This window comes from Streptomyces sp. ERV7 (genome assembly GCF_001653515.1).
GTDB lineage: Bacteria > Actinomycetota > Actinomycetes > Streptomycetales > Streptomycetaceae > Streptomyces.
Genome location: NZ_LYOY01000040.1, coordinates 1,105,775 through 1,118,803, shown reverse-complemented (window position 1 = coordinate 1,118,803; position 13,029 = coordinate 1,105,775). Strand labels below are relative to the sequence as shown.

13 protein-coding genes are annotated in these 13,029 nt (G+C 72.1%); 6 read left to right on the top strand and 7 right to left on the bottom strand.

Annotated elements, in window-relative coordinates:
* The first annotated feature begins 23 nt into the window (after positions 1-23).
* Complete coding sequence (locus tag A8W25_RS19685; protein WP_067163229.1) at positions 24-719, top strand: ester cyclase; 696 nt, start codon at positions 24-26, stop codon at positions 717-719.
* A gap of 131 nt (positions 720-850) precedes the next feature.
* Here the strand turns inward: A8W25_RS19685 and groL are convergent, their stop codons facing one another.
* Complete coding sequence (groL, locus tag A8W25_RS19680) at positions 851-2,476, bottom strand: chaperonin GroEL (RefSeq protein WP_067163227.1); 1,626 nt, start codon at positions 2,474-2,476, stop codon at positions 851-853.
* A 114-nt stretch (positions 2,477-2,590) separates the two neighbouring features.
* The gene (gene groES / locus A8W25_RS19675; protein ID WP_067163226.1) at positions 2,591-2,899 is read right to left on the bottom strand and encodes a co-chaperone GroES; all 309 of its coding nucleotides are present in this window, start codon (positions 2,897-2,899) and stop codon (positions 2,591-2,593) included.
* 854 nt (positions 2,900-3,753) lie between these two features.
* On the opposite strand from groES, the gene A8W25_RS19670 reads away from it, so the two are divergent.
* The 3 genes from A8W25_RS19670 to A8W25_RS19660 all read left to right on the top strand — a co-directional run bounded on the left by A8W25_RS19670 (position 3,754) and on the right by A8W25_RS19660 (position 6,633).
* Positions 3,754-5,229 carry an APC family permease gene (locus A8W25_RS19670; protein WP_067163224.1) on the top strand — a complete coding sequence of 492 codons (1,476 nt, stop codon included), beginning with the start codon at positions 3,754-3,756 and terminating at the stop codon, positions 5,227-5,229.
* A 30-nt stretch (positions 5,230-5,259) separates the two neighbouring features.
* Positions 5,260-6,219, top strand: a complete 960-nt coding sequence (locus A8W25_RS19665) for a hypothetical protein (RefSeq protein WP_067163223.1) — start codon at positions 5,260-5,262, stop codon at positions 6,217-6,219.
* 171 nt (positions 6,220-6,390) lie between these two features.
* Positions 6,391-6,633, top strand: coding sequence for a hypothetical protein (locus tag A8W25_RS19660; RefSeq protein WP_067163221.1), 243 nt, complete (start codon positions 6,391-6,393; stop codon positions 6,631-6,633).
* Between the two features lie 38 nt (positions 6,634-6,671).
* Here the strand turns inward: A8W25_RS19660 and A8W25_RS19655 are convergent, their stop codons facing one another.
* Entirely contained in the window at positions 6,672-7,607 is a 936-nt protein-coding gene (locus A8W25_RS19655) for a polysaccharide deacetylase family protein (RefSeq protein ID WP_067163219.1), read from the bottom strand.
* Between the two features lie 137 nt (positions 7,608-7,744).
* On the opposite strand from A8W25_RS19655, the gene A8W25_RS19650 reads away from it, so the two are divergent.
* The gene (locus tag A8W25_RS19650; protein ID WP_324616278.1) at positions 7,745-8,905 is read left to right on the top strand and encodes a class I SAM-dependent methyltransferase; all 1,161 of its coding nucleotides are present in this window, start codon (positions 7,745-7,747) and stop codon (positions 8,903-8,905) included.
* 63 nt (positions 8,906-8,968) lie between these two features.
* Here A8W25_RS19650 and A8W25_RS19645 read toward each other — a convergent pair whose 3' ends face one another.
* Together A8W25_RS19645 and A8W25_RS19640 are read right to left on the bottom strand one after the other, a co-directional pair.
* The gene (locus tag A8W25_RS19645) at positions 8,969-9,334 is read right to left on the bottom strand and encodes a hypothetical protein (protein WP_067163215.1); all 366 of its coding nucleotides are present in this window, start codon (positions 9,332-9,334) and stop codon (positions 8,969-8,971) included.
* A gap of 45 nt (positions 9,335-9,379) precedes the next feature.
* On the bottom strand, positions 9,380-10,009 hold the full coding sequence (locus A8W25_RS19640) for a hypothetical protein (protein ID WP_067164244.1): 630 nt from the start codon (positions 10,007-10,009) through the stop codon (positions 9,380-9,382).
* A gap of 193 nt (positions 10,010-10,202) precedes the next feature.
* Between A8W25_RS19640 and A8W25_RS19635 the strand changes: the two genes are divergently transcribed.
* Positions 10,203-11,066, top strand: a complete 864-nt coding sequence (locus A8W25_RS19635; protein ID WP_067163213.1) for an NAD(P)-dependent oxidoreductase — start codon at positions 10,203-10,205, stop codon at positions 11,064-11,066.
* 43 nt (positions 11,067-11,109) lie between these two features.
* Here the strand turns inward: A8W25_RS19635 and A8W25_RS19630 are convergent, their stop codons facing one another.
* Together A8W25_RS19630 and A8W25_RS19625 are read right to left on the bottom strand one after the other, a co-directional pair.
* On the bottom strand, positions 11,110-11,598 hold the full coding sequence (locus A8W25_RS19630; protein ID WP_067163211.1) for a VOC family protein: 489 nt from the start codon (positions 11,596-11,598) through the stop codon (positions 11,110-11,112).
* Between the two features lie 108 nt (positions 11,599-11,706).
* Complete coding sequence (locus A8W25_RS19625; protein WP_420708484.1) at positions 11,707-12,951, bottom strand: RNA polymerase sigma factor; 1,245 nt, start codon at positions 12,949-12,951, stop codon at positions 11,707-11,709.
* Positions 12,952-13,029: the final 78 nt, after the last annotated feature.

The following is a 13,029-nucleotide window of genomic DNA, read 5'->3' as shown; positions in this document are numbered from 1 at the left end:
CGGACCGCAGCCAGGGAGACGCCATGAAATTCGCACAGATAATCGACTTCAAGACCGAGCGGTACGACGACCTGGACCGGCTCATGGACCGGTGGGTCGAGCAGACCAAGGGCAAGCGGACCGCCACGCGCGGCCTCATCGGCAAGGACCGCGCCGACGGCTCGCACTTCGTCGAGGTCGTCGAATTCCCCTCGTACGACGAGGCGATGGCGAACTCCAAGCTCCCGGAGACGAACCGTATCTTCGAGGAGATGGTGGCTCTCTGCGACGGCATGCCCACCTTCACCGACCTCGATGTGGTCCGCGACGAGCAGTTGAACGCCGCAACCGTCCGCCGGTTCTTCCGCGAGATCGCCGAGGGAGGAGACCTCGACGTCATCGACGAGGTGTTCGCACCCGACTACACCGACCACGACATCATCAAGGACGAGGAGACCGTCGTCGGGTCCGACGGCATCCGCCAGGACGTGACCTCGTGGCGGGCGGCCTTCGACTTCACCTTCTCGCTCGACCGGCAGATCTGCGAGGGCGACGACGTGGTGACGCTGTGGACCTGGACCGGCACCCACAAGGGCGACTTCATGGGCCTCGCCCCCACCGGCAAGGTGTGCACCATGACCGGCACCACGGTCTTCCGCTGCAAGGACGGCATGATCCAGGAGGGCTGGTGGCACGAGGACGCGCTGGGGCTGATGAAGCAGCTCGGCGCCCTCGGCTGACACCGGGTACGGGTACGGGTACGGGTACGGGTACGGGGAAGGCCCCTGGGTACGGGGAGGGCCCCTGTTCCTCCGCTTCCGGCGGAACAGGGGCCCTCACACGTCGTACGACGTCAGCGCGTCACAGCAGGTCAGTGGCTGTGGCCGTGACCGCCGTGACCGGCGTCGCCCTCGTCCTCGGCCGGCTTCTCGACGACCAGGGTCTCGGTCGTGAGCAGCAGGGAGGCGATGGAGGCGGCGTTCTCCAGGGCGGAGCGCGTCACCTTGACCGGGTCGATGACGCCGGCCTTGACCAGGTCGCCGTACTCGCCGGTCGCGGCGTTGAAGCCGTTGCCCTTCTCCAGCTCCGCCACCTTCGAGGTGATGACGTAGCCCTCAAGGCCGGCGTTCTCGGCGATCCAGCGCAGCGGCTCGACGGCGGCACGCTTGACGACCGCGACACCCGTGGCCTCGTCGCCGGTCTTGTCGAGGTTGCCCTCCAGGACCTTGACGGCGTGGACGAGCGCGGAGCCACCACCGGAGACGATGCCCTCCTCGACCGCGGCGCGGGTCGCGGAGATGGCGTCCTCCAGACGGTGCTTCTTCTCCTTGAGCTCCACCTCGGTGGCGGCGCCGACCTTGATCACGCACACGCCGCCGGCGAGCTTCGCGAGGCGCTCCTGGAGCTTCTCGCGGTCCCAGTCGGAGTCCGTGGACTCGATCTCGGCCTTGATCTGCGCGACGCGGCCGACCACGTCCGCGCTGTCGCCGCCGCCGTCGACGATCGTGGTGTCGTCCTTGGTGACGGTCACGCGGCGGGCGGAGCCCAGCACGTCCAGACCGGCCTGGTCGAGCTTGAGGCCGACCTCCTCGGCGATGACGGTGGCACCGGTGAGGGTGGCCATGTCCTGCAGCATCGCCTTGCGGCGGTCGCCGAAGCCCGGGGCCTTGACGGCCACGGCGTTGAACGTGCCGCGGATCTTGTTGACGACCAGGGTCGACAGGGCCTCGCCCTCGACGTCCTCGGCGATGATCAGCAGCGGCTTCGAGGCGCCGGCCTGGATGACCTTCTCAAGCAGCGGCAGGAGGTCCTGGATCGAGGAGATCTTGCCCTGGTTGATCAGGATGTACGGGTCGTCGAGGACGGCCTCCATACGCTCCTGGTCGGAGACCATGTACGGCGAGAGGTAGCCCTTGTCGAAGGCCATGCCCTCGGTGAACTCCAGCTCCAGGCCGAAGGTGTTGGACTCCTCGACGGTGATGACACCGTCCTTGCCGACCTTGTCCATCGCCTCGGCGATGAGCTCGCCGACCTGCTGGTCCTGCGCGGAGAGCGCGGCCACGGCGGCGATGTCGGACTTGTCCTCGATCGGACGCGCGGTGGCGAGCAGCTCCTCGGAGACGGCCTTGACGGCCGCGTCGATGCCCTTCTTCAGGGCGGCCGGGGAGGCGCCGGCGGCGACGTTGCGCAGACCCTCGCGGACCAGCGCCTGGGCCAGCACGGTGGCGGTGGTGGTGCCGTCACCCGCGATGTCGTTGGTCTTGGTCGCCACCTCCTTCACCAGCTGGGCGCCCAGGTTCTCGTACGGGTCGTCGAGCTCGACCTCACGGGCGATCGTCACACCGTCGTTGGTGATGGTGGGAGCGCCGAACTTCTTGTCGATGACGACGTTGCGGCCCTTGGGGCCGATCGTCACCTTCACAGTGTCGGCAAGCTTGTTGACGCCGCGCTCAAGGGCGCGACGGGCGTCCTCGTCGAACTTCAGGATCTTCGCCATGGAAGCGGTTCAGCCCTCTCGGAAACTCGGTGATACGAAAACTGCGCCCCTTGCCGCCCGGCTGTCAGCGGGGTGGCCAGGGGCGCAGCTCAGAAGCATTCGCTTCGAGATGAATTACTTCTCGATGATCGCGAGCACGTCGCGAGCCGAGAGGACGAGGTACTCCTCGCCGTTGTACTTCACCTCGGTGCCGCCGTACTTGCTGTAGAGCACGACGTCGCCGACGGCGACGTCGAGCTCGACGCGCTTGCCGTCCTCGATCCGGCCCGGGCCCACGGCCAGGACGACGCCCTCCTGGGGCTTCTCCTTGGCGGTGTCCGGAATAACCAGGCCGGAGGCCGTGGTCTGCTCGGCGTCGAGCGGCTGGACCACAATGCGGTCCTCGAGCGGCTTGATGGCAACCTTGGAGCTGGTGGTCGTCACGGTCCGGTCTCCCCCTTCGGAGATCTCACGGGGTTAACTGTTTGGGTGGCGACCAGGTGGATCCGTCGTCGCGGGTGCCGGACCTGCCCGTCGCTGTGTTGGCACTCTCCAGTGGGGAGTGCCAGAGCCGAGACTAGGACGGCGATTAGCACTCGGTCAAGCGGAGTGCCAAGCCGAGGCCCGTGGCGACCGAAACCGGAGGGTCTTCTCGCGGGGTGCGCCGGGCTCCTGTGCCCACCCTTCCGGCCCTGGGCCGGCCCCAGCGCGACGCCGGTCCGGGGCGGAGCCCCGACCCTTCAGGGGCGCGGGGAACTGCGCGACCAGCCCCCACCGACCTGCGGGCAAAAGACTCGCCGCATGGCGGAGCCAAGTCCCCCGGCTGCGGCGGACTACCCAGGGGCGCGGGGAACTGCGCGGCCAGCCCCCACCGGCCTGCGGGCAAAAGACTCGCCGTATGGCGGAGCCGAGCTCTCCGGCTGCGGCCGACTACCTAGGGGCGCGGGGAACTGCGCGAGCAACCACCCACGGTCCGCAGACAGACGACGGCCCCTTAGGGGCGCAGGCACGGCCCGCAGGTGACCGAGGTTTTTAGGGGCGCGGGGAACTGCGCGAGCAGCCACCCACCGGCCTGCAGGTGAACGACGGGCCTGAAAGGACTGCCCCACCGGGCCGCAGGCAAGGGCCGGGCCCAAAACGGCGCCCGTACCTGCCCGGGGGCAAGTGGGGATTGAGGTTCCGGGTGGCTGGAATTGGGTGGGCGGGACACTACGATGCACGCGGTCTCCCACACCCTCCCCCGGGGCACGGAGTTCCGGCATACCGCCATATGTCGTGGAGCGCAGCAAAGGACGACCATGAGCAACAGCCGCCACCCCGGCAGAGGACTACACGCCAACGCCCTCGGCACGTTCGACACCGTCGTCATGGCCGTCGCGGGCAGCGCCCCCGCGTACTCCCTGGCCGCCACCACCGCCGTACTCACCGGAGCCGTCGGCCTGGCCGGCCCCGCCGCACTCCTCTACTGCGCGATACCCATGCTCGGCATCGTCCTCGCCTTCGGAAGGCTCGGGCGCCTGGACGTCAACGCGGGCGCCGCCTATTCATGGGTCGCCAGAACCCTGCACCCCTTCCTCGGCTTCATGAGCGGCTGGGCGCTCGTCGTCGCCGCCACCCTCTTCATGGTCGCCGGCTCGCTGCCCGCCGGGCAGATGACCCTCGCCCTCCTCGACCCCGAACTCGCCCGGAACACCGCGCTCGCCACCGCGACCGGCGCCGGCTGGTTCCTGCTGATGCTCGCCGTGGTGCTCGGCGGCGCCCGCCTCTCCGCCCGCGCCCAGGTCCTCGTCTCCGGCGTCGAGCTCGCGATCCTCGTCGTCTTCGCCGTCGGCGCGCTCCTCCACCACGGCGGCGCCGCCCCGTTCGACTGGTCATGGCTCGGTTTCAGCCACTTCGACGGAGTACGCGGCTTCGCCTCCGGCACCCTGATCGCCGCGTTCTACTACTGGGGCTGGGACGTCACCAGCAACCTCAGCGAGGAGACGCGCGACAGTCGCCGCACCGCCGGGCTCGCCGCCCTCGTCGGCCTCGCCGTCGTCTTCCTGCTCTTCGTCGGGTTCACCGTCGCCGTCAACATGACGCTGACGCCGGGCGCCATCGAGCAGCACGAGTCCAACGTCCTCGCCGTGCTCGGCGAGACCATCTGGCCCGGTGTCGGCGGCAAGCTCATGGTGCTCGCCGTCGTCCTGTCCACGATCGCCACCCTGGAGACCACGCTGCTCCAGGTCACCCGCTCGCTGTTCGCGATGGGCCGCGACCGTACGCTGCCGGCCGCGCTCGGCGCCGTGCACCGCCGTTGGAACACCCCGTGGGTCGCCGTCGTCGCGGTCGGCGCGGTCGCCCTCGCCCTGTTCGTCGCCTCCAACGCGCTGGGCTCGGTCGAGGACATCATGGCCGACGCGCTCGCCGCGATCGGTCTGCAGACCACGTTCTACTACGGCCTGGCGGGCCTGGCCGCGGTCGTCGCGTACCGCTCCACACTGACCTCCTCGGTCGGCTCCTTCGTCCTCGGCGGGCTGTGGCCCGCGCTCGGCGCCGCCTTCATGTTCTGCGTCTTCCTCGCCTCGCTCACCCAGCTCAGCGCCGCCGCGATCGCCATCGGCCTCGGCGGTCTCGCCGCGGGGCTCGCCCCGATGCTCTGGTACTGGCGGCGCGGCAGCGCCTACTACCGGCCCGCCGCCCTCGACGCCGGCCGGGCCGTCGCGGTCGACGAGGCGTACACCGGCCCGGGCCGCCCCGAGTACGCGGGCGCCGCCCTGCCGACCGACTTCTGAGACGTCCACGGGGACCGGAGAGGGGTGTTGATGGGCCTTGGCCGCCGCCGTACCCCGGCCGTCCGCTTCGACCCGGACCTCGGTGACCGCGCGCTCGCCACCGCCCGGCACGACATCGTGATCGGGCGCTGGCAGGGCGTACGGGACCTGCTGCGGGCGACCGGCGACGACTGGCCCCTGCGCACCCACCGGATCCGGCTGCTCGCACCCGCCGTCGCGGGCTCCACCGTCGTCGAGGCGTGGCGGGCCGCCGAGCCCGACAGCGCGGACGCGGCCGTGCTGCGGGCCGCCACCGAGGTGGTGCGGGTCTTCCACCGGGCCATCGCCGCGGGTCGCGGCGGAACGCTCGACCGGGACCGGCTCGACAGGGCCGTGCTGGTCTGCCTCGGCGCGGCCGACGCCCACCCGTCCGATCCGATGCCGTGGGCGTCGCTGCTCACGGTGGCGCGGCTGTACGAGGACGGGGTGCCCCGGCGCGATCTGCGCGGCTGGTGGGACGAGTTGCGCCGCCGCGACCCGTACCACGTGGAGGGCCACGTCCAGATGCTGCGCTACTTCTCGGCCCGCTGGCACGGTACGCACGGCACGATGTACGACTTCGCCCGGGACGCGGCGGGCGCGGCGCCCGAGGGGTCCGCGCTGCCGGTCCTGGTGCAGATCGCCCGCGTGGAGGAGTACCGGTACGCCGCCGAGGGCGCCGAGGGGCAGCCGGTGCGGGGGTTCGGGCAGCACTGGAGCGGTGAGCTGGCGGTGACCGAGCTGCGCCGCACGTACGACCGCTGGCTGGGCGGCCGCCCGCCCGGCCCGGTGCCGCTCGCGGAGGCCGCCGAGCTCAACTACCTCGCCCACGCCGCGTGTTGCGCGGGGCTCGGCCCGCAGGCGCGTTCCCTGGTGGGGCTGCTCGGGGAGCGGGCGGCGCGGGTGCCGTGGGTGTACACGGGCGATCCGGAACAGCAGATCGCGCGGTGGCGGACGCCGTCGGGGAGGTAACCGGTACGGCGTCGTCCGCCCCCTGCCGAGGTTGACCGGATCGGATCGCTAACCTTACGTGTCCACGCCCGGGCTCCCGCTCACGCGGCGTGGTACGCAACCCCCCGCACCACCCGCACCCAACTCATGCGAAAGGCCTCGCCCATGGGCATTCGGAGCTTGCTGCGCAAAGTGTTCGGACGCGATCGCGACGCGGAGAGCGCCGAACTGACGGCGGCTCCGACGGAGGAGCCGGCCGCTGCCTCGGCCACCGTGCCGGCGCCCGCCGAGGAGTCCGCGCCGGCCGCGTCCGCGACGCCGACCGTGCCGGCGCCGGCCCGGCGCGACCTCTCCCCCGCGGAGGAGCTGGTCGCGGCGGCGTTCGACGCGTCCCCCCGGCCTGCCGTGCCGCCCACCCCGCCCCCGGAGGGTTAAGGGAACGGGCGGGGTGGGGGAAAACGCCCGCCCACACGTCACACGTAATCCTCCAGCCTGGCCACCGCATACCCCTTGTCGGTGATCACCTTCATAACCCGCCGGACCATGTCCGGCATCGTGCCCTTCCAATCCTCCCGCCCCCGAAAGTGCGTGAGCACGATGTCACCGGGATGCAGATCGCGGTCCCACTCGCGCCACTCCATGTGGTCGGGGAACACCTCCGCCGCCCACAGCGGCACCGCCTTGATCCCGCACGACTGGGCCGCCCGCAGCGTGTCCTCGTTGTAGTTGCCGTACGGCGGCCGGAAGAGCCGGGGCCGCTTGCCCGCCCACTTCCCGATCTTGTCCTGCTGGTCGCAGATCTCGTGCCGCTGCTCCGCGTAGGAGAGCGCGGGCATATAGCGGTGGTTGAGCGTGTGGTTGTTGAGCGTGACGCCAAGACCCTGCATCCGCTTGAAGTACGGGTAGTCGGTACGGACCAGGTAGTCACTGAGGAACGCGCTGTAGGGGATGCGCAGTTCCCGCATCATCTTCAGCAGCTCCGGGTCCTTGTCGGCCCCGTCGTCGATGGTGAGGAAGACGATCCGGTCCTTGGTCGGGACGGTCGTGAAGACGGGCGGCAGCGAGTCGCCGCCGTCCGTCTCGAAGCCGGGCCGGTTGGTGATCTTCGGCTTGGCGGCGGGCGGGGCGGGCGCGGGCAGCGGCACCTTGGCCAGCTTCCACTTCTTCGCCGCGACCACCCGGGCGGCCTGCGCCTCCTTGAGCTGGGCGGAGTAGCCGGCGAGGGCGCGGGCGGCGTCGTTGTCGTAGGCCTGCGGCCCGGCGGCGGCCCGGCCGCCGGGCCGGCCGGTACGGGTCTCCTCTGCGGCGCACCCGGAGGCGAGCGCGGTGACGACGAGCCCGGCCAGCAGAACGAGCGGGGCTTTCCTCGAGGCGCGCCCGTTTTCTTCCTTTTGTCGTACAAGCTGCATGCCGCCGCATCCTGTCAGTGCGGGGCGGTATACCTGTGGCGACACCCGTCACCGGACGCGCACCGTCCCCCACCTGGCCCACAATGGGGCGGGTGAACGACCTCGACACCTTCCGCGCCCTGCTCACCCCCGAGGGCATGGGCCTGCTGGACTCGCTCCGCGACTACGACCCGTCCCAGGAGCTGGCGGTGGCGACCCGGCTGCGCCGGACGTACGCCCCCGAGCTCGTCTCGGCCGCCCTGGCCCAGGCGCGGCTGCGGCAGCGCGCGGTCGCGAAGTTCGGCGCGGACGACGCGTACCGGATGTTCTTCACGCCCAACGGCGTCGAGCAGTCCACGCGCGCGTCGGTGGCCGCCTACCGCGCCCGGGTCTTCGCCGCCCAGGGCGTACGGGGCGTGGCCGACCTGTGCTGCGGCATCGGCGGCGACGCCCTGGCGCTCGCCCGGGCCGGCATCTCCGTCCTCGCGGTGGACCGCGACGAGCTGACGGCGGAGGTCGCCCGGGCGAACGCGGCGGCGCTGGGCCTCGCGGACCTGATCGAGGTGCGGTGCGCGGATGTGACGGACGTGGACACGGCGGGGTGGGACGCGGTGTTCGTCGACCCCGCGCGGCGGGGCGGACGCGGGCGCATCTTCGATCCGGAGGCCTACTCGCCGCCGCTGTCCTGGGCCGTCGGCGCCGCCCTGAAGGCCCCCTTCGCCGCCCTGAAGATCGCCCCCGGCATCCCCCACGAGTCGGTTCCGCCGGAGGCCGAGGCGGAGTGGATCTCGGACGGGGGTGACGTGAAGGAGGCCGTGCTGTGGTTCGGCGCCGCGCGCGCCCCCCTGCACACCCGTACGCCCGGCGCGGTCCGCGCCACGCTCCTCCCCGCCGAGGCCACCCTGTGGACCTCCGCCCCGCTCCCGCCGCCGCCGGTCGGCCCGGTGGGCCGCTATCTGCACGAGCCGGACGGCGCCGTCATCCGGGCCCACCTGGTGGCCGAGATCGTGGCGGCGTGCGACGGCCGCCTCGTGGACGAGACCATCGCGTACGTGACGAGCGACGAGCCGTACGAGTCGCCGTTCGCCACCGCGTACGAGATCACCGACGAGCTCCCCTTCAACATGAAGAAGCTGAAGGCGCTGCTGCGGGAGCGAGAGGTCGGCATCCTGACGGTCAAGAAGCGCGGCTCGGCGGTCGAACCGGAGGAACTGCGCCGCAAGATGAAACTCCGGGGAAAGCGCTCGGCGACGGTGTTCCTGACCCGCGTGGCCGGCGCCCCGACGATGCTGATCGGCCACCCGGTACTCCAGCCTTAGCCCCGACACCGCCCGGGCGCGCCACGCCAGGCACCCTCCCTCAGGAGCGCTGCCCCCGCACGGCTACGCCAGATCCGTGAGTTCCTCCGCGAACACCTGGGACAGCGGCTGCGGCCCCACGTACTGCTGGCAGTTGCACTGGCCCGACTCGTAGCGGAGCGGGTGCTTGGACTCGTCCCAGGCGACCGGGATCTCGACCCGCTCGTGGCACTTGCCCTGCTTGTCGTGCTTGGCGAGGTGGTGGGTGCAGCCGCAGACGGGCTCCGGGGGGCGGTTGGCCGTCTCCAGGGCGAGACGTTCCTGCCGGGCCGCCTCCAGGCGTTCGATCCTGCGTTCGTGGCGGGTGCGCAGGGCCGTGCGGCCCGTGTCGGCCGCCCAGCCGAAGCCTCCCATCCAGAAGACTATGAGGACCCACCAGTACCATTCCATCGTTGCCGCCTTCCCCCTGAAACCGTGCGACGTGCGTACGCGCGTTCAGGATAGGTGCGCGGAGGGCCGTAGCCGTAGGGCCCAGCGGCGGTGAGCCAGGGCCTTGGTGACGGCGATCAGGCCCGTCAGCCAGCACACCAGGCCCAGGCCCATCCCCAGGACCACCACGCCATAGGTGTCGTCGCCCGGCCGCGCCTCCGCCGGGACCGCCACGCACACGAACAGGCCCACCGCGCACATCAGCCCGCCCGGCAGCAGCCACGCCAGGCTCAGACCGGGGGCGCGCAGCCCGGCGTCGGTCGCGGGGTGGCTGTCCAACTCGGCCCACTGGACGAGCAGTCGACGGATCCGCGCGTCCTTGCGCAGACCCGCCACGATCGCCACGGCCGTCGGCACCACCGCGCCGAGCCCGATCACCAGACAGACCAGCCCGAACAGCATCGACAGCACGTCCAGTGCCTCGGTGAACGCGATGAACGCCGTCCCCACGAACGCCCAGCCGGTGGCGAGCAGCACCGCCCAGCCCCAGTGCGCCACGATCCGTCCGGGCCCCAACTGCCGTGCCACCAGGTGGTTCAGGACGCCCGCACGGTCCACGAGCAGCGCGTTCCGGTCGGGCCAGGCGCGGATCTCGACCGGGGGCGGGGGCGGTGGCAGGGGCGTGCGGAATGGCATGAGCATGAGATTACCGGCGCCTCGGAGCCCGGCCGTCAGCCGACGGGGCGGCTGCGCGGCAGCCCGCCCCCGTACGCACTTTTCGGTAAGTACCCACTTGAAAGTCGGTACTTGTCGCTCCCCCGCACACCGGCCGAGACTCGGGAGCGACGGCGAATCCGCCAGCTCACCCCCTGCCAAGGAGCGTTCCGCCATGAGTTCCGTATCCGTCGTCGGTCTGGGTGCCATGGGCACCGCCCTCGCCGACGCCCTCCTCGCCGCCGGGCACACCACCACCGTCTGGAACCGCACTCCCGCCAAGGCGGACCCGCTCGTCGAGCGCGGCGCGCTGCGGGCCGCGCGCGTCGCCGACGCCGCCGCGGCCGGTGACCTGGTGGTCTTCTGCGTCCTCGGGTACGCGGATGTGCACGCGCTGGTGGACACCGCCGGAGCAGCCCTGCGCGGGCGCGTCGTCGTGAACCTCACCAACGGGTCGCCCCAGGAGGCCCGCGAACTGGCCGTCAAGGTACGGGCGCTGGGCGCCGACTACCTCGACGGCGGCGTCATGGCCGTCCCCGCGATGATCGGCCGCCCCGAGGCCCTGGTGCTCTACAGCGGCTCCACCCCGGCCTTCGAGGCCCACCGCGAGGTGCTCGGGGTGTTCGGCCGCGCGGTCTTCCTCGGCGACGACCCGGGGCAGGCGCCGCTGCACGACCTGGCGCTGCTGACCGGGATGTACGGGATGTTCGCCGGGTTCCTCCAGTCGGCGGCGCTGGTGCGCTCGGCGGGCGCGGACGTGGAGGAGTTCACGACCGCGCTGCTCGTCCCCTGGCTGGGCGCGATGGCCGCCGGTCTGCCGGAGATGGCGGCGCAGACCGCCAAGGGCACCTACCCGAAGGCGGAGTCCGGCCTCGCCATGCAGGTCGCCGCCCAGGACGTGCTCGCGGGCCTCGGCCGCGCCCAGGGGGTGAGCACCGAGCTGCTCGCCCCGCTCTTCTCGCTGATGCGGCGCCGCGTCGAGGACGGGCACGGTGACGAGGGCCTGGCCGGTGTGGTGGAGCTGCTGCACCGGCGATGACTCCACCGGCGGTGCCGGCCCCGGCGCCCGGGAGCCGACGGCGTCACTCCCCCTCGTACGCCGCCCGCAGCCCCGCCACGTCCAGCTTCTTCATCTTCATCATGGCCCCCACCGCGCGGTCCACCGCCGCCCGGTCGTCGCTCGACAGGATCTCGCGCATCGCGCGCGGCACGATCTGCCAGGACAGGCCGTACTTGTCCTTGAGCCAGCCGCACGGCCCCTCCTCGCCGCCGTCGGCGGTCAGCGTGGCCCAGAGCGCGTCGACCTCCTCCTGGGACGCGCAGTCGACGGAGAGCGAGATGGACTCATTGAAGGAGAAGTCCTGCTTGCCGCCGTTGAGCGCGGTGTACTCCTGGCCGGCCAGCACGAAGTCGACGGTCATCACCTGGCCGGCCTGGTCGGGGAACGAGTCCGTGTACCGCGTGGTCCCGGCGATCCGCGAGTCCCCGCCGAAGACGGAGACGTAGAACCGCGCGGCCTCCTCGGCCTTGTCGTCGAACCACAGGAACGTCGTGATCTTCTGTGCGGACATGGGGACTGCCTCCCTCTCGGCCGGGCCGTCCGGCGGGTACCGGCGGCTCAGGAAGGTAGACCGGGCCCGCCCGCGAAACTCATCGGCCGCCCGCGGGAACGCCCGGCCTCACCCCGCCGCGCGCGCCCGCAGCAGCTCCCGCTCGCGCGCGTTGCGCGTCAGCCCCGCCGCGCGGGCGAACTCCGCGCGGGCCTCCGCCGTACGCCCGAGGCGTTCCAGCAGGTCGCCCCGGACGCTCGGCAGCAGGTGGTAGCCGCGCAGGGCCGGGTCGGCGGCGAGGGCGTCCACGATCGCCAGGCCCGCCCCGGGGCCCTCGGCCATCGACACCGCGACCGCCCGGTTCAGCTCCACCACCGGGGAGGGGGCGATCGCCGCGAGCCGCCGGTAGAGCGTGGCGATCGCCGCCCAGTCGGTCTCCTCGTACGAGGCGGCCTGCGCGTGGCAGACGGCGATGGCGGCCTGGAGCGCGTACGGGCCGGGGGCGCCGCCGAGTTCGCCCGCGCGGGTCAGGGCCGCGAAGCCGCGCCGGATCAGGAGCCGGTTCCAGCGGGAGCGGTTCTGGTCCGCGAGCAGCACGGGGGCGCCCGTCGCGTCCGTGCGGGTGTTCGTCCGCGAGGCCTGGATCTCCAGGAGCGCGGCCAGCGCGTGCGCCTCGGGCTCCTCGGGCATCAGAGCGGCCAGCACGCGTACGAGCCGCAGCGCGTCCTCGCACAGCGCCGGGCGCACCAGGTCGTCACCGGCCGTCGCCGAGTAACCCTCGTTGAAGACGAGGTAGATGACCTCCAGGACGGAGGCGAGCCGCTCGTCGCGCTCCGGCCCGTGCGGCACCTCGAACGGCACTCCCGCCGTGGCGAGCGACCGCTTGGCGCGGGAGATCCGCTGGGCGACGGTCGCCTCCTGGGCGAGGAAGGCGCGGGCGATCTCGTCGGTGGTCAGCCCGCCGAGCAGCCGCAGCGTCAGGGCGATGCGCGCCTCGGTGGAGAGCACCGGGTGGCAGGCGGTGAAGATCAGCCGGAGCAGGTCGTCGTCGATCGTGTCCGTGTCCTCGGCGGCCGCGAACTCCGGCTCCGCCACCGCCTCGTCGAGGTCGCGCCCGATCTCGGCGAGCTTGCGCGCGTACGTCTCGCGGCGGCGCACCAGGTCGACGGCCCGGTGCCTGGCGGTGGCCGTGAGCCAGGCGCCCGGGTTGTCCGGGACCCCTGTCTCCGGCCACCGCTCCAGGGCGGCGACCAGCGCGTCCTGCGCCAGCTCCTCGGCGATGCCGACGTCCCGCACGATCCGGGTGACGGCGGCGATGATGCGCGGGGACTCGATCCGGAAGACGGTCTCGACCGCGTCCTTTTCTGTGCTCACGGGCAGTCATGAGAGCACCCGGGCGGCCCGGCGGCAATCGCCGGCCGCGAGCACGTGGGCCCGAGAGGCCCCGAGGGG

Bases quoted from the DNA above. Each gene is read 5' to 3' on its own strand.
- A8W25_RS19685 (WP_067163229.1), top strand. From the start codon at position 24: ATGAAATTCGCACAGATAATCGACTTCAAGACCGAGCGGTACGACGAC.
- groL (WP_067163227.1), bottom strand. From the start codon at position 2,476: ATGGCGAAGATCCTGAAGTTCGACGAGGACGCCCGTCGCGCCCTTGAG.
- A8W25_RS19670 (WP_067163224.1), top strand. From the start codon at position 3,754: ATGAGCAACAGCCGCCACCCCGGCAGAGGACTACACGCCAACGCCCTC.
- A8W25_RS19665 (WP_067163223.1), top strand. From the start codon at position 5,260: ATGGGCCTTGGCCGCCGCCGTACCCCGGCCGTCCGCTTCGACCCGGAC.
- A8W25_RS19655 (WP_067163219.1), bottom strand. From the start codon at position 7,607: ATGCAGCTTGTACGACAAAAGGAAGAAAACGGGCGCGCCTCGAGGAAA.
- A8W25_RS19650 (WP_324616278.1), top strand. From the start codon at position 7,745: ATGGGCCTGCTGGACTCGCTCCGCGACTACGACCCGTCCCAGGAGCTG.
- A8W25_RS19645 (WP_067163215.1), bottom strand. From the start codon at position 9,334: ATGGAATGGTACTGGTGGGTCCTCATAGTCTTCTGGATGGGAGGCTTC.
- A8W25_RS19640 (WP_067164244.1), bottom strand. From the start codon at position 10,009: ATGCCATTCCGCACGCCCCTGCCACCGCCCCCGCCCCCGGTCGAGATC.
- A8W25_RS19635 (WP_067163213.1), top strand. From the start codon at position 10,203: ATGAGTTCCGTATCCGTCGTCGGTCTGGGTGCCATGGGCACCGCCCTC.
- A8W25_RS19630 (WP_067163211.1), bottom strand. From the start codon at position 11,598: ATGTCCGCACAGAAGATCACGACGTTCCTGTGGTTCGACGACAAGGCC.